Source organism: Streptomyces sulfonofaciens (genome assembly GCF_014656295.1).
GTDB classification, from domain to species: domain Bacteria; phylum Actinomycetota; class Actinomycetes; order Streptomycetales; family Streptomycetaceae; genus Streptomyces; species Streptomyces sulfonofaciens.
The window spans coordinates 145,351-164,348 of sequence record NZ_BNCD01000003.1 but is presented as its reverse complement, the minus strand read 5'-3'; the positions used below and the strand labels follow the sequence as shown (position 1 = coordinate 164,348).

The 18,998-nt window shown below is 71.1% G+C and carries 18 protein-coding genes; 10 read left to right on the top strand and 8 right to left on the bottom strand.

From position 1 onward, the window contains the following. Positions 1-292 precede the first annotated feature (292 nt). The 5 genes from pgl to tkt are packed head-to-tail and all read right to left on the bottom strand — an operon-like array spanning position 293 to position 6,975. A complete protein-coding gene (pgl, locus tag IE313_RS06525) occupies positions 293-1,078 on the bottom strand; it encodes a 6-phosphogluconolactonase (RefSeq protein WP_189929977.1) in 786 nt (261 codons plus the stop codon). Further along, positions 1,075-2,163 carry a glucose-6-phosphate dehydrogenase assembly protein OpcA gene (gene opcA, locus IE313_RS06520; protein WP_189929976.1) on the bottom strand — a complete coding sequence of 363 codons (1,089 nt, stop codon included), beginning with the start codon at positions 2,161-2,163 and terminating at the stop codon, positions 1,075-1,077. Before opcA ends, pgl begins: the two co-directional genes overlap by 4 nt. Further along, the gene (gene zwf / locus IE313_RS06515; protein WP_189929975.1) at positions 2,160-3,707 is read right to left on the bottom strand and encodes a glucose-6-phosphate dehydrogenase; all 1,548 of its coding nucleotides are present in this window, start codon (positions 3,705-3,707) and stop codon (positions 2,160-2,162) included. Before zwf ends, opcA begins: the two co-directional genes overlap by 4 nt. Before the next feature lie 4 nt (positions 3,708-3,711). Then, positions 3,712-4,833 carry a transaldolase gene (tal, locus tag IE313_RS06510; protein ID WP_189929974.1) on the bottom strand — a complete coding sequence of 374 codons (1,122 nt, stop codon included), beginning with the start codon at positions 4,831-4,833 and terminating at the stop codon, positions 3,712-3,714. 54 nt (positions 4,834-4,887) lie between these two features. Continuing rightward, the gene (gene tkt, locus IE313_RS06505) at positions 4,888-6,975 is read right to left on the bottom strand and encodes a transketolase (protein WP_189929973.1); all 2,088 of its coding nucleotides are present in this window, start codon (positions 6,973-6,975) and stop codon (positions 4,888-4,890) included. Between the two features lie 386 nt (positions 6,976-7,361). Between tkt and IE313_RS06500 the strand changes: the two genes are divergently transcribed. Both IE313_RS06500 and IE313_RS06495 read left to right on the top strand, forming a co-directional pair. Next, the gene (locus IE313_RS06500) at positions 7,362-8,342 is read left to right on the top strand and encodes a heme o synthase (RefSeq protein ID WP_189929972.1); all 981 of its coding nucleotides are present in this window, start codon (positions 7,362-7,364) and stop codon (positions 8,340-8,342) included. A 102-nt stretch (positions 8,343-8,444) separates the two neighbouring features. After that, on the top strand, positions 8,445-8,888 hold the full coding sequence (locus IE313_RS06495) for a hypothetical protein (RefSeq protein WP_229924427.1): 444 nt from the start codon (positions 8,445-8,447) through the stop codon (positions 8,886-8,888). Positions 8,889-9,064: 176 nt separating this feature from the next. Here the strand turns inward: IE313_RS06495 and IE313_RS06490 are convergent, their stop codons facing one another. The 3 genes from IE313_RS06490 to IE313_RS06480 form a co-directional block, all read right to left on the bottom strand. Beyond that, positions 9,065-10,069 carry a COX15/CtaA family protein gene (locus IE313_RS06490; protein WP_189929971.1) on the bottom strand — a complete coding sequence of 335 codons (1,005 nt, stop codon included), beginning with the start codon at positions 10,067-10,069 and terminating at the stop codon, positions 9,065-9,067. Between the two features lie 129 nt (positions 10,070-10,198). Further along, positions 10,199-10,966 (bottom strand): ABC transporter permease, encoded by a 768-nt coding sequence (locus IE313_RS06485; protein WP_189929970.1) that lies wholly within the window; start codon positions 10,964-10,966, stop codon positions 10,199-10,201. Further along, positions 10,963-11,886: an ABC transporter ATP-binding protein gene (locus IE313_RS06480; protein ID WP_189929969.1), complete on the bottom strand. Its 924-nt coding sequence runs from the start codon at positions 11,884-11,886 to the stop codon at positions 10,963-10,965. Before IE313_RS06480 ends, IE313_RS06485 begins: the two co-directional genes overlap by 4 nt. A gap of 227 nt (positions 11,887-12,113) precedes the next feature. Between IE313_RS06480 and IE313_RS06475 the strand changes: the two genes are divergently transcribed. The 8 genes from IE313_RS06475 to IE313_RS06440 all read left to right on the top strand — a co-directional run bounded on the left by IE313_RS06475 (position 12,114) and on the right by IE313_RS06440 (position 18,876). Further along, entirely contained in the window at positions 12,114-12,887 is a 774-nt protein-coding gene (locus IE313_RS06475; protein WP_189929968.1) for a helix-turn-helix transcriptional regulator, read from the top strand. Continuing rightward, positions 12,884-14,305 (top strand): Fe-S cluster assembly protein SufB, encoded by a 1,422-nt coding sequence (sufB, locus tag IE313_RS06470; protein ID WP_189929967.1) that lies wholly within the window; start codon positions 12,884-12,886, stop codon positions 14,303-14,305. The genes IE313_RS06475 and sufB overlap by 4 nt, the downstream gene beginning before the upstream one ends. A 162-nt stretch (positions 14,306-14,467) precedes the next feature. Further along, positions 14,468-15,706, top strand: a complete 1,239-nt coding sequence (gene sufD, locus IE313_RS06465; protein WP_189930261.1) for a Fe-S cluster assembly protein SufD — start codon at positions 14,468-14,470, stop codon at positions 15,704-15,706. Next, entirely contained in the window at positions 15,703-16,035 is a 333-nt protein-coding gene (locus tag IE313_RS06460) for a non-heme iron oxygenase ferredoxin subunit (RefSeq protein ID WP_189929966.1), read from the top strand. Before sufD ends, IE313_RS06460 begins: the two co-directional genes overlap by 4 nt. Positions 16,036-16,039: 4 nt before the next feature. Further along, positions 16,040-16,804: a Fe-S cluster assembly ATPase SufC gene (gene sufC, locus IE313_RS06455; protein WP_189929965.1), complete on the top strand. Its 765-nt coding sequence runs from the start codon at positions 16,040-16,042 to the stop codon at positions 16,802-16,804. Beyond that, on the top strand, positions 16,801-18,069 hold the full coding sequence (locus IE313_RS06450; protein ID WP_189929964.1) for a cysteine desulfurase: 1,269 nt from the start codon (positions 16,801-16,803) through the stop codon (positions 18,067-18,069). Before sufC ends, IE313_RS06450 begins: the two co-directional genes overlap by 4 nt. A gap of 16 nt (positions 18,070-18,085) precedes the next feature. Continuing rightward, positions 18,086-18,544, top strand: coding sequence for a Fe-S cluster assembly sulfur transfer protein SufU (gene sufU, locus IE313_RS06445; RefSeq protein WP_189929963.1), 459 nt, complete (start codon positions 18,086-18,088; stop codon positions 18,542-18,544). Further along, positions 18,541-18,876 (top strand): metal-sulfur cluster assembly factor, encoded by a 336-nt coding sequence (locus tag IE313_RS06440; RefSeq protein ID WP_189929962.1) that lies wholly within the window; start codon positions 18,541-18,543, stop codon positions 18,874-18,876. Before sufU ends, IE313_RS06440 begins: the two co-directional genes overlap by 4 nt. Positions 18,877-18,998 lie beyond the last annotated feature (122 nt).

Genomic DNA, 18,998 nt, shown 5'->3' with positions numbered 1-18,998 from the left:
GGGTGCGCCCGAGTACGCCGCAGGGGCGGTGCGCCCGGCGCACCGCCCCTGCGACGACCCCTCATGTCCCGCACGGTGCGGCGAGGGCTGGGCCACGCGATGCCGCGGGGGCGGCGGGGTGGCGGGGCCGGTGGGCCCGGTCGGCCGTCCCGTCCGCTGCGGGCCTCGGTGCGGAGGGCGCGCAGCCCCACCGCACGCCCACTCGGGTGCCGGAGCCTTCGGGCGCACGCCCCTTCGGGTACACGCCCCTTGGGGCGCGGGCACCTTCTGGCCGCCCGGGACCGCCCTGCCGTCAGGCCGAAGCCGGCGGATACAGGCTCCGCGGCAACTTGGCCGCAGCGGCCCTGTCCAGCAGCCACAGCGTGCGGGACCTGCCGTACGCGCCCGCCGCAGGAGCCTGCACCTCGCCCGCGCCGGACAGGGCGATCTCCGCGGCCCGCGCCTTGTCCTCGCCCGCCGCGAGCAGCCAGACCTCGCGTGCCGCCCGGATGGCGGGCAGGGTCAGGGTGATGCGGGTGGGCGGCGGCTTGGGCGCGCCGTGCACGGCGACCACCGTGCGCTCCGTCTCGCGGACCGCGGGCAGCTCCGGGAAGAGGGACGCCACATGCGTGTCGGGACCGACCCCGAGCATCAGGACGTCGAAACGCGGCACCGGGCCGTGGTCCTCGGGGCCTGCCGCGGCGGCCAGCTCCTCGGCGTAGGCCCCGGCGGCCGTGTCGGCGTCCTGGCCCCACGACCCGTCGGACGCGGGCATGGCGTGCAGCCGCGACGGATCCAGCGGCAGCGAGTCCAGCAGCGCCTCGCGGGCCTGCGTGACATTGCGCTCCGGATCGCCTTCCGGCAGGAACCGCTCGTCGCCCCACCACAGGTCGAGACGGCCCCAGTCCACCGCGTCACGGGCGGGCGCGGCGGCGAGCGCGGCCAGCAGGCCGTTGCCGTTGCGCCCGCCCGTGAGCACGACCGAAGCCGTGCCACGGGCGGACTGGGCGTCCACGATCCGGGTGATCAGACGGGCGGCGGCGGCCTGGGCCATCAGCTCCTTGTCGCGGTGCACGACGAGCTGGGGGGCCGTGCTCACTTGGCGGCCGCCTTCTTGGCGGGTGCCTTCTTGGCCGTCTTCTTCGCCGCTCCCTTGGCCGGCGCGTCGGCGTTCGCCCCGTCGTCCCCGCCCTGCGGGGAGGAGTCGCCCGAGGAGTCCCCAGATGCGGAACCCGGGTTGCCGCCGGGGTTCTCCCGCGGCTCGCCCAGTCGCTCCACGCCGTAGCGCAGTGCCGAGGCGTAGATGTCGTCCGGGTCGAGCCGGCGCAGCTCCTCGGCGATGAGCTCAGACGTCTCGCGCCGCTGGAGTGCCACCGCGCGGTCGGGCTGGCCGTGGATGGACAGGGTCGCCAGTGAGCCGTCGGCACGGTCGAGCACGACCGGTCCGCTGGTCGTCTCCATCCGGACGGCCGTCAGACCGGGGCCTGTGGAGAGCGAGCGCTGCACCGGCACCGAGAGCCGATCGGCCAGCCACATGGCCAGCAGGTCCACGCTCGGGTTGAACTCCTCGCCCTCCACCTCGGCGGCGGTGACCCGGCACGAGACCTGGTCCAGGGCCGCGGCCAGCATCGAGCGCCAGGGCGTGATGCGGGTCCAGGACAGATCCGTGTCCCCCGGCGTGTACGCCTCGGCACGCGCGCCGAGCTCCTCCAGGGGGGCCTCGGCGGCATAGGTGTCGGTGACCCGGCGCTGGGCCAGTGCGCCCAGCGGGTCCTTGGCGGGGTCGAGCGGCGCGTTCACCGGCCACCAGACGACCACGGGGGCGTCCGGCAGCAGCAGCGGCAGCACCACCGACTGCGCGTGGTTGACCACCTCGCCGTACAGCCGCAGCACGACCGTCTCGCCGGTGCCCGCGTCCGCGCCCACCCTGACCTCCGCGTCGAGGCGGGAGGTCGTACGGTCGCGGGGCGAGCGCGAGACGCGCTTGACGACGACGAGCGTGCGGGACGGGTGCTCGCGGGACGCCTCGCTCGCCGCCTTCAGCGAGTCGTAGGCGTTCTCCTCGTCGGTGACGATGACCAGGGTGAGCACCATGCCGACGGCCGGACTGCCGATGGCGCGGCGGCCCTGCACCAGGGCTTTGTTGATCTCGCTCGCCGTGGTGTTCGTCAGGTCGATGTTCATGGCCGACGCCAGCTCCGTCCGTCTCGTTCGAGCATTTCGTCCGCCTCGACGGGTCCCCACGTGCCCGCGGAGTACTGCGGCGGCTTGCCGTTCTTCTCCCAGTACTGCTCGATCGGGTCGAGGATCTTCCAGGAGAGCTCGACCTCCTCGGTGCGCGGGAAGAGGTTGGCGTCGCCGAGCAGGACGTCGAGGATGAGCCGCTCGTACGCCTCCGGGCTGGACTCCGTGAAGGACTCGCCGTAGGCGAAGTCCATCGAGACGTCCCGTACCTCCATCGAGGTGCCCGGGACCTTGGAGCCGAACCGCAGCGTCACACCCTCGTCCGGCTGCACCCGGATGACCAGGGCGTTCTGCCCCAGCTCCTCCGTGGCGGTGTGGTCGAAGGGCGAGTGCGGGGCGCGCTGGAAGACCACGGCGATCTCCGTGACACGGCGGCCCAGGCGCTTTCCTGTGCGCAGGTAGAACGGCACGCCCGCCCAGCGGCGGTTGTCGATCCTCAGCTTGACCGCGGCGTACGTGTCGGTCTTCGAGTGGGGGTCGATGCCCTCTTCCTGGAGGTACCCGATCACCTTCTCGCCGCCCTGCCAGCCCCCGGCGTACTGGGCGAGCACCGTGCCCTTGCCGAGGTCCTCGGGCAGCCGCACGGCCCCCAGCACCTTGGTCTTCTCCGCGGCGAGCGCATCCGCGTCGAAGGAGGCGGGCTCCTCCATCGCGGTCAGCGCCAGCAACTGGAGCAGGTGGTTCTGGATGACGTCGCGGGCGGCGCCGATGCCGTCGTAGTAGCCCGCGCGGCCACCGATGCCGATGTCCTCGGCCATGGTGATCTGCACGTGGTCGACGTACGAGCGGTTCCAGATCGGCTCGAAGAGGGTGTTGGCGAAGCGGAGCGCCAGGATGTTCTGGACGGTCTCCTTGCCCAGGTAGTGGTCGATGCGGAAGACCTGGTCGGGTGCGAAGACCTCGTGCACGATGGCGTTGAGTTCCTTGGCGGAGACCAGGTCGTGCCCGAAGGGCTTCTCGATGACGGCCCGCCGCCACGCCCCGTCGGCCTGGTCGGCCAGACCGTGCTTCTTGAGCTGCTGGACGACCTTGGGGAAGAACTTCGGCGGCACCGAGAGGTAGAAGGCGAAGTTGCCGCCGGTGCCCTGGGCCTCGTCGAGCTCCTTGATGGTGTCCCGCAGTTGCTCGAAGGCCGCGTCGTCGTCGAAGGTGCCCTGGACGAAGCGCATGCCCTGGATGAGCTGCTGCCAGACCTCCTCGCGGAACGGTGTGCGGGAGTGCTCCTTGACCGCGTCGTGGACCTCCTGGGCGAAGTCCTCGTGCTGCCACTCGCGGCGGGCGAAGCCCACGAGCGAGAAACCCGGCGGCAGCAGTCCGCGGTTGGCCAGGTCGTAGACGGCCGGCATCAGCTTCTTGCGGGACAGGTCACCCGTGACGCCGAAGATGACCAGGCCGGACGGCCCCGCGATGCGCGGCAGCCGCCGGTCGGCCGGGTCACGGAGCGGATTGGCCCCGGTGACGAAGGTGTCGGAAGGGCTGGCCACCGGCTCAGCCCTCCGCGGGGGTGAGGCGGTCGAGCTCCGCCTGCGTGGACTTGAGCAGGTCGTTCCAGGACGTGGCGAACTTCTCGACGCCCTCGTCCTCCAGGACCTGGACCACGTCGTCGTACGAGATGCCCGCCGCGGCCAGCGCGTCGAGGTCGGCGCGGGCCTGGTCGTAGGCGCCGGCGATGGTGTTGCCGACGATCTCGTCGCCGTGGTGGGCGGTCGCGTTCAGCGTGGCCTCGGGCATGGTGTTCACCGTGCCGGGCGCGACGAGGCCGGCCACGTACAGGGTGTCCTTGTAGTCCGGGTTCTTCACGCCGGTGGAGGCCCACAGCGGACGCTGGCGGTGGGCACCGGCCTGCTCCAGGGCGGCCCAGCGGTCGGAACCGAAGACCTCCTCGTATGCCTCGTAGGCCAGCCGGGCGTTGGCGACGGCGGCCTTGCCGCGCAGCGCCTTGGCCTCGTCGGTGCCGATCTTGTCCAGCCGCTTGTCGATCTCGGAGTCCACCCGGGACACGAAGAAGGACGCCACCGAACGGATCTTGGCCAGGTCGAGGCCGGCGGCCTTGGCCTTCTCCAGGCCCGCGAGGAAGGCGTCCATCACGGCGCGGTAGCGCTCCAGCGAGAAGATCAGCGTGACGTTGACGCTGATGCCGAGGCCGATGACCTCGGTGATCGCCGGGAGGCCCGCCTCGGTCGCCGGGATCTTGATGAAGGTGTTCGGCCGGTCCACCAGCCAGGCGAGCTGCTTGGCCTCGGCGATGGTGGCCGGGGTGTTGTGCGCGAGCCGCGGGTCCACCTCGATCGAGACCCGGCCGTCCTGGCCGCCGGTCGCGTCGAAGACGGGCCGCAGGATGTCGGCGGCGTCCCGGACGTCCGCCGTGGTGATCATCCGGACGGCCTCCTCCACGGTGACCCGCCGTACCGCTAGGTCCGCGAGCTGCTGCTCGTAGCCGTCGCCGGACGAGATCGCCTTCTGGAAGATCGTCGGGTTCGTGGTGACGCCCACGACATGCTGCTGATCAATCAGCTCGGCGAGGTTGCCGGACGTGATGCGCTGGCGCGACAGGTCGTCCAGCCAGATCGCCACGCCTTCGTCGGAGAGGCGCTTGAGTGCGTCTGTCATGGAATTTGCATCTCCTGCTTCTGGAACTCTGCGATATCTCGTCGTACACCAGCGTCAGCGCTGGGCGGCGGCAAGGGATTCCCGTGCCGCAGCGGCCACCGCCTCGGCCGTGAACCCGAACTCGCGGTAGAGGACCTTCGCGTCCGCCGAGGCACCGAAGTGCTCCAGCGAGACGATCCGCCCCGCGTCACCGACGTAGCGGTGCCAGGTGAGACCTATGCCGGCCTCCACGGCCACTCGCGCCTTCACCGACGACGGCAGCACCGTGTCCCGGTACCCCTGGTCCTGCTCTTCGAACCACTCGACGCAGGGCATCGAGACGACCCGGGTCGGCACGCCCGCGGCCTGCAGCTCCTCACGCGCCGCCACGGCGAGCTGCACCTCGGAGCCGGTGCCGATCAGGATCACCTGCGGTGCGCCGCCCTCGGCGTCCAGCAGCACGTAGCCGCCGCGCGCCGCGTCCTCGTTCGGCTCGAAGACCGGCACGCCCTGGCGGGTCAGGGCCAGGCCGTGCGGTGCCGCCTTGCCGAACACCTTGGTGTACCGGCGCAGGATCTCGCGCCATGCGATCGCGGTCTCGTTGGCGTCGGCGGGCCGCACCACGTTCAGGCCGGGGATGGCACGCAGCGACGCGAGGTGCTCCACCGGCTGGTGGGTGGGGCCGTCCTCGCCGAGGCCGATGGAGTCGTGCGTCCACACGTACGTCACCGGCAGGTGCATCAGGGCGGAGAGCCGCACCGCGTTGCGCATGTAGTCGGAGAACACCAGGAAGGTGCCGCCGTAGATGCGGGTGTTGCCGTGCAGCGCGATGCCGTTCATCGCCGCGGCCATGGCGTGCTCGCGGATGCCGAAGTGGACGGTGCGGCCGTACGGGTCGGCACCCGGCAGCGGGTTGCCCTCGGGCAGGAACGAGGAGTTCTTGTCGATCGTCGTGTTGTTCGACCCGGCGAGGTCGGCGGAGCCGCCCCACAGCTCGGGGATGACGGCGCCCAGCTCCTGCAGCACCTTGCCGGACGCGGCACGGGTGGCCACCGCCTTGCCCGGCTCGAAGACGGGCAGGCTCGCCTCCCAGCCGGCCGGCAGCTCGCCCGCGGCCACCCGGTCGAACGCGGCTGCGCGCTCGGGGTCGGCGGTGCGCCAGGCGGCCAGGCGCTTGTCCCACGCGGCCCTGGCCTCACGGCCGCGGTCGAGGGCGCGCCGGGTGTGCGCGATGACCTCCTCGGAGACCTCGAAGGACTGCTCAGGGTCGAACCCCAGCACCCGCTTGGTGGCGGCGACCTCGTCGGCGCCGAGCGCGGAGCCGTGCGCCGCCTCGGTGTTCTGCGCGTTCGGCGCGGGCCAGGCGATGATCGAGCGCATCGCGATGAACGACGGCCGCCCGGTCTCCGCCTTGGCGGCCTGGATCGCCGCGTACAGGGCCTGCGGGTCGAGGTCGCCGTTCTCCTTCGGGGCGACGCGCTGCACGTGCCAGCCGTAGGCCTCGTACCGCTTGACGGTGTCCTCGGAGACCGCGGCCTCGGTGTCGCCCTCGATGGAGATGTGGTTGTCGTCCCACAGGAGGACCAGGTTGCCCAGCTTCTGGTGGCCCGCGAGCGAGGATGCCTCGGCGGAGATGCCCTCCTGGAGGCAGCCGTCACCGGCGACCACGAAGACGTGGTGGTCGAACGGGGAGGTGCCGGCGGCGGCCTCGGGGTCGAACAGGCCGCGCTCGTAGCGGGCGGCCATCGCCATGCCCACGGCGTTGGCGACACCCTGGCCCAGCGGCCCCGTGGTCGTCTCCACACCGGCCGTGTGCCCGTACTCCGGGTGCCCCGGGGTCTTGGAGCCCCAGGTGCGGAACGCCTTGAGGTCGTCAAGCTCCACGCCGAACCCGGCCAGGTAGAGCTGGATGTAGAGGGTCAGGGACGAGTGGCCCGCGGACAGTACGAAGCGGTCGCGGCCGGTCCAGGCCGGATCCGCCGGGTCGTGCCGCATCACCTTCTGGAAGAGGGTGTACGCGGCCGGAGCCAGGCTCATCGCCGTACCAGGATGGCCGTTGCCGACCTTCTGTACGGCGTCGGCAGCCAGGACACGTGCGGTGTCCACGGCTCGTTGGTCCACCTCGGTCCAGTCGAGGTCTGTGGTGGTCGGCTTGCTGCTCACCCTGGGTCAGGGCTCCTCTCCACATGTCGAGTGCCGGCCCTTGTCACACGCACCGGCCGCAGTCGAGCCTACCCCTGCGGGAGGCCGCCTTTTCGCCCCATACCGGCCCGCCGGGCCCGGTACCGCGATGGTGCGCGGGGCGCCCGGCGCACCGTGCGGTGAGTGCCGGCCCCGGTGCGGTGCGCGGTGCGCGGCGGCCCGCCCGCGGGGCGCGAGGTGCGCCTGACGGCACGCGGGCGCGTGCCGTCCGCGGTGGTCGTCGCCCCGTCAACACGACCGACCCCCGCGAAGGGCGGAGGAGGGGCAACGTCTACAGTGGCGTGGTACGCGCGAGCCTTCACCGGGACATCACAACCCAGGGGCTTGCTGGGACGTCTCTGTCAGGGGTGTGCGTGACGGCCGTTGAATCCCGTTCGCCGGGTGGGGGCACCTCCCACGCCGCGAGGGTTGCGGGGGAGCTCGGGACGACTCCGGTCCACCGGCCGTTCGGGGCCCGGGCCAAGGGCTTCGTGGCACTGACCAAGCCACGGATCATCGAGCTTCTCCTGATCACCACGGTCCCGGTGATGTTCCTCGCCGCGCAGGGCGTGCCCGACCTCCGGCTCGTGCTGGTGACCTGCGTCGGCGGCTACCTCTCCGCGGGCGGCGCCAACGCCCTCAATATGTACATCGACCGCGACATCGACGCGCTGATGACACGCACGGCACAGCGTCCGCTGGTCACCGGCATGGTCTCGCCCCGCGAGGGCCTGGTCTTCGGCCTCTCGCTCGCCGTGGTGTCGACCCTGTGGTTCGGGCTCCTCGTCAACTGGCTCTCGGCCTGGCTGGCGCTGGGCGCGCTGCTCTTCTACGTCGTCGTCTACACGATGATCCTCAAGCGGCGCACCTCGCAGAACATCGTGTGGGGCGGCATCGCGGGCTGCATGCCCGTCTTCATCGGCTGGTCGTCGGTGACGGACTCGCTCTCCTGGGCGGCCGTCGTCCTCTTCCTGGTGATGTTCTTCTGGACTCCGCCGCACTACTGGCCGCTGTCGATGCGGGTGAAGGACGACTACGCGCGCGTGGGCGTGCCGATGCTCCCCGTGCTCGCCTCCAACCGGGTCGTCGCGCGGCAGATCGTCCTCTATAGCTGGGTGATGGTGCTCGTCTCGCTCCTGCTGACGCCGCTCGGTTACACGGGCTGGTTCTACACCTCGGTGGCCCTGGTCACCGGCGGCCTGTGGCTCTGGGAGGCGCACGGCCTGCACCACCGGGCGAAGGACGGCGCGGTGGGCGCCAAGCTCAAGGAGATGCGGCTGTTCCACTGGTCGATCACCTATGTCTCGCTGCTCTTCGTGGCCGTGGCGGTGGACCCCTTCCTGCGGTAGCGCGGCACCCCCCGGCGTTCGGTACGGGCGGGGCCTCGGGGCGGACCGGCCCCGGGGCCCCGCCCGTCGCCCGTTGGTTAACCCGCCGGTAGCATCCTGGCCATGGCAGAGACGCAGCAGATGGACGACGGCGGAGCGGACGACGGCGCGACGGACGACGGCGCAGGCGGCGGTCCGAGCGGGGGCCGGGTCGGCGGGCGCTGGAGCGCCGAGGCACTGCGGGCCGCCAGGGACGAGCGCCGGGTGGCCCGGCTGGCCAGGGAGATCCGGGCCTTCGCTGATGCGCACGGCGGAGCCGAGGGGCAGATCGCCTACCTGGGCCGCAAGGGCGCCCGCATCGTGCTGGTGGGCGCGGACGGCCGCTGGGGCGATCTGGTGGCGCCCGGTCACGAGCCGGCACTGCGGGCCGCGGAGAAGGCCGGCATCACCGTCCACGAGACCCTGGACGGCGACCTGGCGGCCCGGCTGAGCACGGGCCCCTACGAGTGGTCCCGGATGGCCGGGATCCAGCTCGGCGGGCGGGGCGGCGGGGCGTCACGGGCCTGAGACACGGCTCCCGCCCGTTGCGGCCACGGGCGGGCGGGCGGTGCCGAGGACACGGTCGCCTCACGCTCGGCCGGGGAGCCCCTGGGCACGGGCACGGGCACGCGCGCGATGTGCCACGGCGGGCACTGTCTGGCCGGCGCCGGCGGACGGCGCGGGGCCGTGCGCGGAGCGGGTCCTCACACGGTCGAGAGCCGCGCGTCCGCCTGGGCCGGCACGCCCGGCACGGTCGCTGGGCGCTCGCGCATCGACAGCAGGACCCGCAGCACCGCGATCCACACCAGCGCGGACCCGAGCATGTGCAGGCCCACCAGGGCCTCCGGCAGGTCGAGGAAGTACTGCGTGTAGCCGATCACGCCCTGTGCGAGCAGCACCACGAACAGGTCACGGGTGCGGTGCAGCGGCCCGGCGGGCGCGTCGACCGCCTTCAGGACGAACCAGAGCGCGAAGGTCAGCGTCACCACGATCCAGGCCAGGACCGCGTGCAGTTTGCTGACGCTCTCCCAGCTCACCGGCATCCGGGCCACGTCGCTGGAGTCACCGGCGTGCGGGCCCGCGCCGGTCACCACCGTGCCCACCGCGATCAGCAGCACCGCCGCGGCGACCAGTACCCACACGAGCTGCACCACGGACCCGCCGACCAGCGGACGCGGTGCCCCGTCGCCCTCGCGGGTGCGCTGCCACATCACCGTCGCCACCGCGAGCAGGGCCGAGGTGAGCAGGAAGTGGCAGGCGACCGTGTAGGGGTTGAGGCCGACGAGCACGACGATGCCGCCGAGCACCGCGTTGCCCATCACCAGCCAGAACTGGGCCCAGCCCAGCCGGGTCAGGCTCCGCCGCCAGGGCTTGTGGGAGCGCGCGGCGATGATCGCCCAGCCGACGGCGGCGCACAGCACGTACGTCAGCATGCGGTTGCCGAACTCCACCGCACCGTGGAAGCCCATCGCGCGCGTGGTCGTCAGCGACCCGTCGGTGCACTCGGGCCACGTCGGGCAGCCCAGGCCGGAGCCCGTCAGTCGTACCGCGCCGCCCGTGCACACGATGACCACCGTCATGACGAGGGCGGCGAGGGCCGCACGCTGCACGGTCCTGGGGGACGGGGTCCAGCGCTCGGCGATGAGGGCGAGCGGACTGCGCACGGCACGAAGGGCGTCGTCTCGGGTCACTTGGGGCACGGAGCCCATCGTAGGGTGCCGCTTGTGCACGGCTTCACGAGGGCCCTGGTTCCCTGCGCGGCTTTCCGCCCGTCGCCGGCGGCGCCCCGCTCCACCCGTGCCACTTCCGGGCGTCACTCCCGCCGGACGGCCGCGGCCTCACTCCCAGCGGAAGAAGGCCGCCGCGGCGCCCAGTCCCAGCACGGCCCACACCGCGAGGATCCCGAGGTCGCCCCACGGCACGGCGGCACCGTGCTGGAGCACGTCCCGCAGCCCGTCGGCGAGCGCTGACAGCGGCAGCAGGCCCAGTACCGTCTGTGCCCAGTCGGGGAACCTGTCGAGCGGTACGAGGACGCCGCCGCCCACCAGCAGCAGCAGGAAGACCAGGTTGGCCGCGGCCAGCGTGGCCTCCGCCTTCAGGGTGCCCGCCATCAGCAGGCCGAGCCCGGAGCAGGCCGCGGTGCCCAGGACCAGCAGCAGGACGACGGCGGCCGGGTTCCCGTGCGGCGACCAGCCCAGCGCCAGGGCGATGACCGTGAGCAGGACCACCTGGAGCACCTCGGTGACCAGCACCGACAGCGTCTTGGCGGTCATCAGGCCCCAGCGGGGCAGCGGAGAGGTGGCCAGCCGCTTCAGCACGCCGTAGCGCCGCTCGAAGCCGGTGGCGATGGCCTGTCCGGTGAACGCGGTGGACAGCACCGCGAGCGCGAGGATGCCGGGCGCGAGGAAGTCCACGGACCTGCCCGCGCCGGTGTCCACGATGTCGACCGAGCTGAAGAGCACCAGCAGCAGGGTGGGGATCACCACGGTCAGCAGTAGCTGCTCGCCGTTGCGCAGCAGCATCCTGGTCTCCAGTGCCGCCTGCGAGACGATCATCCGCGGCAGCGGCGCCGCCCCGGTCATCGGCGTGTACGTACCCGCACTCATCCGCGCAGCTCCCTGCCCGTCAGCTCCAGAAAGACGTCCTCCAAGGTGTGGCGCTCCACGGAGATCCTCTCCGGCATGACGCCGTGCTGGGCGCACCAGGAGGTGACGGTGGCCAGCAGTTGGGGGTTGACCTTGCCGCTCACCCGGTACGAGCCGGGGACCAGCTCGTCGGCGGCCGAGTCGGTGGGCAGGGCCTTGAGCAGGGACGCCACGTCGAGACCGGGGCGCCCGGTGAAGCGCAGCGTGTTCTCGGCGCCGCCGCGGCACAGCTCGTCGGGGGAGCCGTGCGCTATCACCCGTCCGGCGTCGATGATCGCGACGTCGTCGGCGAGCTGCTCGGCCTCGTCCATGTAGTGCGTGGTGAGGATGACGCTCACCCCGTCGGCGCGCAGCTCGCGGACCAGGTCCCAGGTGGCGTGCCGGGCCTGCGGGTCCAGGCCCGCCGTGGGCTCGTCGAGGAAGACCAGCTCGGGGCGGCCGACGACGGCCATGGCGAGCGCCAGGCGCTGCTGCTGCCCGCCGGAGAGCCGCCGGTAGGCGGTGCGGCCGCAGCTACCGAGCCCGAGGCGTTCGATGAGCGCGCCGACGTCCAGCGGGTGCGCGTGCAGTCCGGCGACATGGCGCAGCATCTCCTCCGCGCGGGCCCCCGAGTAGACGCCGCCGGACTGCAGCATCACTCCCATCCGGGGCCGCAGCTCGCGGGCCTGGCGGCGCGGGTCGAGGCCGAGGACGCGCACGGTGCCGGCATCCGGCCTGCGGTAGCCCTCGCAGCTCTCGATGGTGGTGGTCTTGCCGGCCCCGTTGGGGCCGAGGACGGCGGTGACGCCCTGCGCGGCGGTGAGGTCGAGGCCGTCGACCGCGGTCCTGGTGCCGTAGCGCTTGACCAGGCCGTGCACGTGGACCACCGGCTCGCTTCGCATGGCGGAAGTCTAGGGACGGTACCCGGACACGGAACCGGCGGGGCGGCTCCCGAGGCAGTGCGCCGGGGTGTGCGCCGGCGGACGCTCGGGCGGCCCCCGGGGCGTCCCCGGGCCGTTCCCGCAGGTGGGCCGCCCCTTCGGGTTAGGTCCGCCTAAGTGATGCAGGGCACCCCCCACAGTCGAACACCGGCTTGTCAGCTTCTCAAGAATTACGCAACAATGGCGTTGTGAAAAAAGTCGACGAGGCCCCGCAGGAGGAGCTCGCGGCTGGGTTGCGTGCGGACCGCTCCACACGCGACCGAGTCGCGCGCTCCATCCTGGACCACGGCCCGTCGACCGTGGCCGACCTCGCGAGCCGTCTGGGCCTGACCCAGGCGGCCGTCCGCAGGCACCTGGACGCACTGGTGGCGGACGAGGTCGTCAAGCCCCGCGAGCAGCGGGTGTACGGCGCGCGCGGCCGCGGCCGGCCCGCCAAGGTCTTCGCGCTGACCGACTACGGCCGGGATGCCTTCGACCAGTCCTACGACAAGCTCGCCGCGGAAGCCCTGCGCTGGATCGCGCGCAGCGCGGGCGGCGGGAAGGCCGGCGAGGCCGCCGTGGCCGCCTTCGCGCGCGACCGCATCGAGACCCTGGCGCAGGCGTACCGCTCGGCCGTCGAGGCCGCCGCGCCGGAAGAGCGCACCGAGGCGTTGGCCAAGGCCCTGAGCGCCGACGGGTACGCTGCTACCGCGCGTAGCGCACCCGGTCGGAGCCAGGGCGAGCAACTGTGCCAGCACCACTGCCCCGTCGCCCATGTGGCGGAGCAGTACCCGCAACTGTGCGAGGCGGAGACCGAGATCTTCTCGCGTCTGCTGGGTACTCACGTGCAGCGGCTGGCCACCATCGCCCACGGCGACGGCGTCTGTACGACGTTCATCCCGGGCGATCCCGGCCCGCCGCCCCGCCCATCAGAGACACACGACCACTCATCCGACAGCACGGCCGGGAGGAACCCCGCATGACTCTCCCCACGGAGACCGCCCACCCTGAGCTGGAAGGCCTGGGCAAGTACGAATACGGCTGGGCCGACTCCGACGTAGCCGGCGCCGCGGCCAAGCGAGGCCTGAACGAGGACGTCGTCCGGGACATCTCCGGCAAGAAGTCGGAGCCCGAGTGGATGACCAAGCTCCGCCTCAAGGGCCTGCGGCTCTTCGAGAAGAAGCCCATGCCGAACTGGGGCTCCGACCTCTCGGGCATCGACTTCGACAACATCAAGTACTTCGTGCGGTCCACCGAGAAGCAGGCCGAGTCCTGGGAGGACCTGCCCGAGGACATCAAGGCCACCTACGACAAGCTGGGCATCCCCGAGGCGGAGAAGCAGCGCCTGGTCGCCGGCGTCGCCGCCCAGTACGAGTCGGAGGTCGTCTACCACCAGATCCGCGAGGACCTGGAGGAGCAGGGCGTCATCTTCCTGGACACGGACACCGCCCTGCGGGAGCACCCGGACCTCTTCAAGGAGTACTTCGGCACCGTCATCCCGGCCGGCGACAACAAGTTCGCCGCGCTCAACACGGCGGTCTGGTCCGGCGGCTCCTTCATCTACGTGCCGAAGGGCGTGCACGTGGAGATCCCGCTCCAGGCGTACTTCCGCATCAACACCGAGAACATGGGCCAGTTCGAGCGGACGCTGATCATCGTCGACGAGGACGCCTACGTCCACTACGTCGAGGGCTGCACCGCGCCGATCTACAAGTCGGACTCCCTGCACTCCGCGGTCGTCGAGATCATCGTGAAGAAGGGCGCCCGCTGCCGGTACACGACCATCCAGAACTGGTCGAACAACGTCTACAACCTGGTCACCAAGCGCGCCGTGGCCTACGAGGGCGCGACCATGGAGTGGGTCGACGGCAACATCGGCTCCAAGGTCACCATGAAGTACCCCGCGGTCTACCTGATGGGCGAGCACGCCAAGGGCGAGACGCTGTCCATCGCCTTCGCGGGCGAGGGCCAGCACCAGGACGCCGGCGCCAAGATGGTCCACATGGCCCCGAACACCTCCTCGAACATCGTCTCCAAGTCGGTGGCGCGGGGCGGCGGGCGCACCTCGTACCGCGGTCTGATCGAGATCGGAGAGGGCGCACCGGGCGCGAAGTCCAACGTGCTCTGCGACGCCCTGCTCGTCGACACGATCTCCCGCTCGGACACCTACCCCTACGTCGACGTCCGCGAGGACGACGTCTCCATGGGCCACGAGGCGACGGTCTCCAAGGTCTCCGAGGACCAGCTCTTCTACCTGATGAGCCGCGGCCTCTCCGAGGACGAGGCGATGGCGATGATCGTGCGCGGCTTCGTCGAGCCGATCGCCAAGGAGCTGCCCATGGAATACGCGCTGGAGCTCAACCGGCTGATCGAGCTGCAGATGGAAGGTGCGGTGGGCTGACGCGCCCGCGGCACCGACACACACCACGGGCTCAGTCGCTGGGCCCCGCGAGCGCCGCACAGGGGCGGCCCTGACCGGAGGGCGCCCTGCGGCGTCGCCGCTCAGGCAGCCGCCCCCCGGCGGACGAGCACGACGAGGCAGAAAGCGAGCATGACGACAGCCATGGCTGAGGCCCAGAACTCCAAGGACCTGCGACAGGCCCCGGTCCAGGGAAGCACCCCACCGGTGGGCTCCACCACGACCGGTGCCATCGCGGTGGCGGCGGAATCGACCGTCGCCACCCGGATGAGCGCGAGCCCGTCCTTCGACGTGGCGGACTTCCCCGTGCCGCACGGCCGCGAGGAGGAATGGCGCTTCACCCCGCTCGACCGGCTGCGCGGACTGCACGACGGCACGGCCGTCGCCACGGGGCAGGGCGTCAAGGTCGAGGTCAGCGCGCCGGACGGGGTGACCGTGGAGACCGTGGGCCGGGACGACGAACGGCTCGGCAGGGCGGGCGTCCCGGTGGACCGGGTCGCGGCGCAGGCCTACTCCTCCTTCGAGAAGGCATCCGTCGTGACGGTCCCCAAGGAGACCGTGCTCGACACCCCGGTGCGCATCACCGTCCACGGCGAGCCCCTGGACGGTGCGGCGGCCACCGTCTACGGCCAGCTCGTCGTCGAGCTGGGCGCCTTCGCGGAGGCGGTCGTCGTCGTCGACCACACCGGTGACGCGGTACTCGCCGCCAACGTCGACTACATCCTCGGCGACGGCGCGAAGCTCACCGTGGTGTCGGTCCAGGACTGGGACGACAAGGCGGTGCACGTAGGCCAGCACAACGCGCTCGTCGGCCGGGACGCCTCCTTCAAGTCCGTCGCCGTCACCTTCGGCGGCGACCTGGTCCGGCTGAACCCCCGGGTGGCCTACGCGGGCCCCGGCGGCGAGGCCGAGCTGTTCGGCCTCTACTTCACCGACCAGGGCCAGCACCAGGAGCACCGCCTCTTCGTCGACCACAACACCCCGCACTGCAAGTCCAACGTGGTCTACAAGGGCGCACTGCAGGGCGAGGACGCACACGCCGTCTGGATCGGCGACGTCCTCATCGAGGCCGGCGCCGAGGGCACCGACACCTACGAGATGAACCGCAACCTCGTCCTCACGGACGGCGCCCGTGTCGACTCCGTGCCCAACCTGGAGATCGAGACCGGCGAGATCGTCGGAGCCGGACACGCGTCCGCGACCGGCCGCTTCGACGACGAGCAGCTGTTCTACCTGATGGCGCGCGGCATCCCGGAGCACGAGGCGCGGCGACTGGTGGTGCGCGGCTTCTTCGCCGAGCTGGTCCAGCAGATCGGCCTGCCGGACGTCGAGGAGCGCCTGATCGCCCGGATCGAAGAGGAGCTGGAGGCGTCTGTCGCATGACCGAGTACGTACGAGTCTGTGAGCTGGGTGACCTGGAGGTCGACACCGCCAAACGGGTGGAGATCGAGGGCACCCCGGTCTCCCTCGTCCGCACCGAGGACGAGGTGTTCGCCATCTACGACATCTGCTCGCACGCGAACGTCTCGCTCGCCGAGGGCGAGGTGGAGGACGGCCAGATCGAGTGCTGGCTGCACGGCTCCTGTTTCGACCTGCGTACCGGCAAACCCTCCAGCCTGCCCGCCACCCGCCCCGTCCCCGTCTATCCCGTCAAGATCGAAGGAGACGGCGAAGCTGCCGCTGTGCTCGTCTCCCTCACCCAGGAGTCCTGAGCCCATGGCAACGCTTGAAATCCGAGACCTGCACGTCACCGTCGAGGCCGAGAACGCCACGAAGGAGATCCTCAAGGGCGTCGACCTCACCGTGAAGCAGGGCGAGACGCACGCCATCATGGGCCCGAACGGCTCAGGCAAGTCCACCCTCGCCTACTCGCTCGCGGGCCACCCCAAGTACACCGTCACCGGCGGCACCGTCACCCTGGACGGCGAGGACGTGCTCGCGATGTCCGTCGACGAGCGCGCCCGCGCCGGACTGTTCCTGGCGATGCAGTACCCCGTCGAGGTCCCCGGCGTCTCCGTGTCCAACTTCCTGCGCACCTCCGCGTCCGCCATCCGCGGCGAGGCGCCCAAGCTGCGCACCTGGGTGAAGGAGGTCAAGGAGGCCATGGAGCGGCTCCAGATCGACCCCGCCTTCGCCGAGCGCAACGTCAACGAGGGCTTCTCCGGCGGTGAGAAGAAGCGGCACGAGATCCTCCAGCTCGAACTGCTCAAGCCGCAGATCGCGATCCTCGACGAGACCGACTCCGGCCTGGACGTCGACGCGCTGCGCGTGGTCTCCGAGGGCGTCAACCGCGTCCGCGAGACCGGCGCGGTGGGCACCCTGCTGATCACCCACTACACCCGCATTCTGCGCTACATCAAGCCCGATCACGTGCACGTCTTCGCAGCCGGGCGGATCGTGGAGTCGGGCGGCGCCGAGCTGGCCGACAAGCTGGAGAACGAGGGTTACGAGGCCTACGTGAAGGGAGGCGTATCCGCGTGACAGCGGCCCGTCAGGGGCTCACCGGCCTCCTTGACACCGAGGCGATCCGCAAGGACTTCCCCGTCCTGGAACGTCTGGTCCACGACGACCGGAAGCTCGTCTACCTGGACAACGCCGCGACCTCGCAGACCCCTCGCCAGGTGCTCGACGTGCTCGCCGAGTACTACGAGCAGCACAACGCCAACGTCCACCGCGGTGTGCACGTCCTGGCCGAGGAGGCCACGGCGCTCTACGAGGGCGCCCGCGACAAGATCGCCGCGTTCATCAACGCCCCCAGCCGCGACGAGGTGATCTTCACCAAGAACGCCTCGGAGTCGCTGAACCTGGTCGCCAACATGCTCGGCTGGGCCGACGAGCCCTACCGCGTCGACCAGGACACCGAGGTCGTCATCACCGAGATGGAGCACCACTCCAACATCGTCCCGTGGCAGTTGCTGTCGCAGCGCACCGGAGCGAAGCTGAAGTGGTTCGGCCTGACCGACGACGGCCGTCTCGACCTCTCCTCGATCGACGAGGTCATCACGGAGAAGACGAAGATCGTCTCCTTCGTCCTGGTCTCCAACATCCTGGGCACGGCCAACCCGGTCGAGCAGATCGTGCGCCGCGCCCAGGAGGTCGGCGCGCTGGTCCTCATCGACGCCTCGCAGGCCGCCCCGCACATGCCGCTGGACGTCCAGGCGCTGGGCGCCGACTTCGTCGCCTTCACCGGCCACAAGATGCTGGGCCCGACGGGCATCGGGGTGCTCTGGGGCCGCCAGGAGCTCCTGGAGGACCTGCCCCCGTTCCTCGGCGGCGGCGAGATGATCGAGACCGTTTCGATGCACTCGTCCACATACGCCCCCGCCCCGCACAAGTTCGAGGCGGGCACGCCCCCGATCTCGCAGGCCGTGGGTCTGGGCGCGGCGGTGGACTACCTGAACGCGATCGGCATGGACAAGATCGCCCAGCACGAGCACGTCCTGACCAGGTACGCGGTCGAACGGCTCCGGGAGGTCCCCGACCTCAGGATCATCGGGCCCGACACGGCCGAGGACCGCGGCGCCGCGATCTCCTTCACGCTCGGCGACATCCACCCGCATGACGTGGGCCAGGTCCTCGACGAACTGGGCATCGCGGTCCGGGTGGGGCACCACTGCGCCCGCCCCGTGTGCCTGCGGTACGGAATTCCTGCGACCACACGAGCGTCGTTCTATCTGTACTCCACGCCGGCGGAGATCGACGCGCTGGTCGACGGCCTGGAGCACGTTCGGAACTTCTTCGGCTGAGAGGCTGGCTGCCACGGTGAAGCTGGATTCCATGTACCAGGACGTCATCCTGGACCACTACAAGAACCCGCACGGGCGTGGTCTGCGGGACGGTGACGCCGAGGTCCACCACGTCAATCCGACGTGCGGTGACGAGATCACGCTCCGTGTGAAGTACGAGGGCGAGCGCATCGCCGACGTGTCGTACGAGGGCCAGGGCTGCTCCATCAGCCAGGCCAGCGCCTCGGTGCTCAACGACCTGCTGGTCGGCAAGGACCTGGCCGAGGCCCAGAAGATCCAGGGGCTCTTCCTGGAGCTGATGCAGTCCAAGGGCCGGATCGAGCCGGACGACGCGATGGAGGAGGCGCTGGAGGACGCGGTCGCGTTCGCCGGTGTCTCCAAGTACCCGGCCCGGGTGAAGTGCGCACTGCTGAGCTGGATGGCATGGAAGGACGCGACGGCCCAGGCCTTCGCGGAGGAGGCGAAGACCGCATGAGTGAGAACGACACACTGGCCAAGCCGGCCTCGGAGGAGGAACTCCGCGAGGCGCTGATGGACGTCGTCGACCCCGAGCTGGGCATCGACGTCGTCAATCTCGGCCTGATCTACGGCATCCACGTCGACGAAGCGAACGTCGCCACCGTCGACATGACCCTGACGTCGGCGGCGTGTCCGCTGACGGACGTCATCGAGGACCAGGCGCAGGCGGCCACCGACGGCATCGTCAGCGAACTGAAGATCAACTGGGTCTGGATGCCGCCGTGGGGACCCGACAAGATCACGGACGACGGCCGGGAGCAGTTGCGGGCCCTGGGCTTCAACGTCTGAGCCGAGCGCGCCCGAAGGGCGCGGGGAACCGCGCGAGCAGCCGCCACGCGCCTGTGGCGGACCACCGGCTGCGAGCCATCTGCGGCAACCGCAGGTGGCTCGCAGCCGGTGGGGATGGTCGC

Excerpts from the sequence above, each read along its gene's own strand:
- IE313_RS06495 (WP_229924427.1), top strand. The coding sequence starts at position 8,445 with ATGGCAGAGACGCAGCAGATGGACGACGGCGGAGCGGACGACGGCGCG.
- IE313_RS06490 (WP_189929971.1), bottom strand. The coding sequence starts at position 10,069 with ATGGGCTCCGTGCCCCAAGTGACCCGAGACGACGCCCTTCGTGCCGTG.
- IE313_RS06485 (WP_189929970.1), bottom strand. The coding sequence starts at position 10,966 with ATGAGTGCGGGTACGTACACGCCGATGACCGGGGCGGCGCCGCTGCCG.
- IE313_RS06460 (WP_189929966.1), top strand. The coding sequence starts at position 15,703 with ATGACCGAGTACGTACGAGTCTGTGAGCTGGGTGACCTGGAGGTCGAC.
- tal (WP_189929974.1), bottom strand. The coding sequence starts at position 4,833 with ATGACAGACGCACTCAAGCGCCTCTCCGACGAAGGCGTGGCGATCTGG.
- sufC (WP_189929965.1), top strand. The coding sequence starts at position 16,040 with ATGGCAACGCTTGAAATCCGAGACCTGCACGTCACCGTCGAGGCCGAG.
- sufD (WP_189930261.1), top strand. The coding sequence starts at position 14,468 with ATGGCTGAGGCCCAGAACTCCAAGGACCTGCGACAGGCCCCGGTCCAG.
- sufB (WP_189929967.1), top strand. The coding sequence starts at position 12,884 with ATGACTCTCCCCACGGAGACCGCCCACCCTGAGCTGGAAGGCCTGGGC.
- opcA (WP_189929976.1), bottom strand. The coding sequence starts at position 2,163 with ATGAACATCGACCTGACGAACACCACGGCGAGCGAGATCAACAAAGCC.
- IE313_RS06440 (WP_189929962.1), top strand. The coding sequence starts at position 18,541 with ATGAGTGAGAACGACACACTGGCCAAGCCGGCCTCGGAGGAGGAACTC.
- IE313_RS06480 (WP_189929969.1), bottom strand. The coding sequence starts at position 11,886 with ATGCGAAGCGAGCCGGTGGTCCACGTGCACGGCCTGGTCAAGCGCTAC.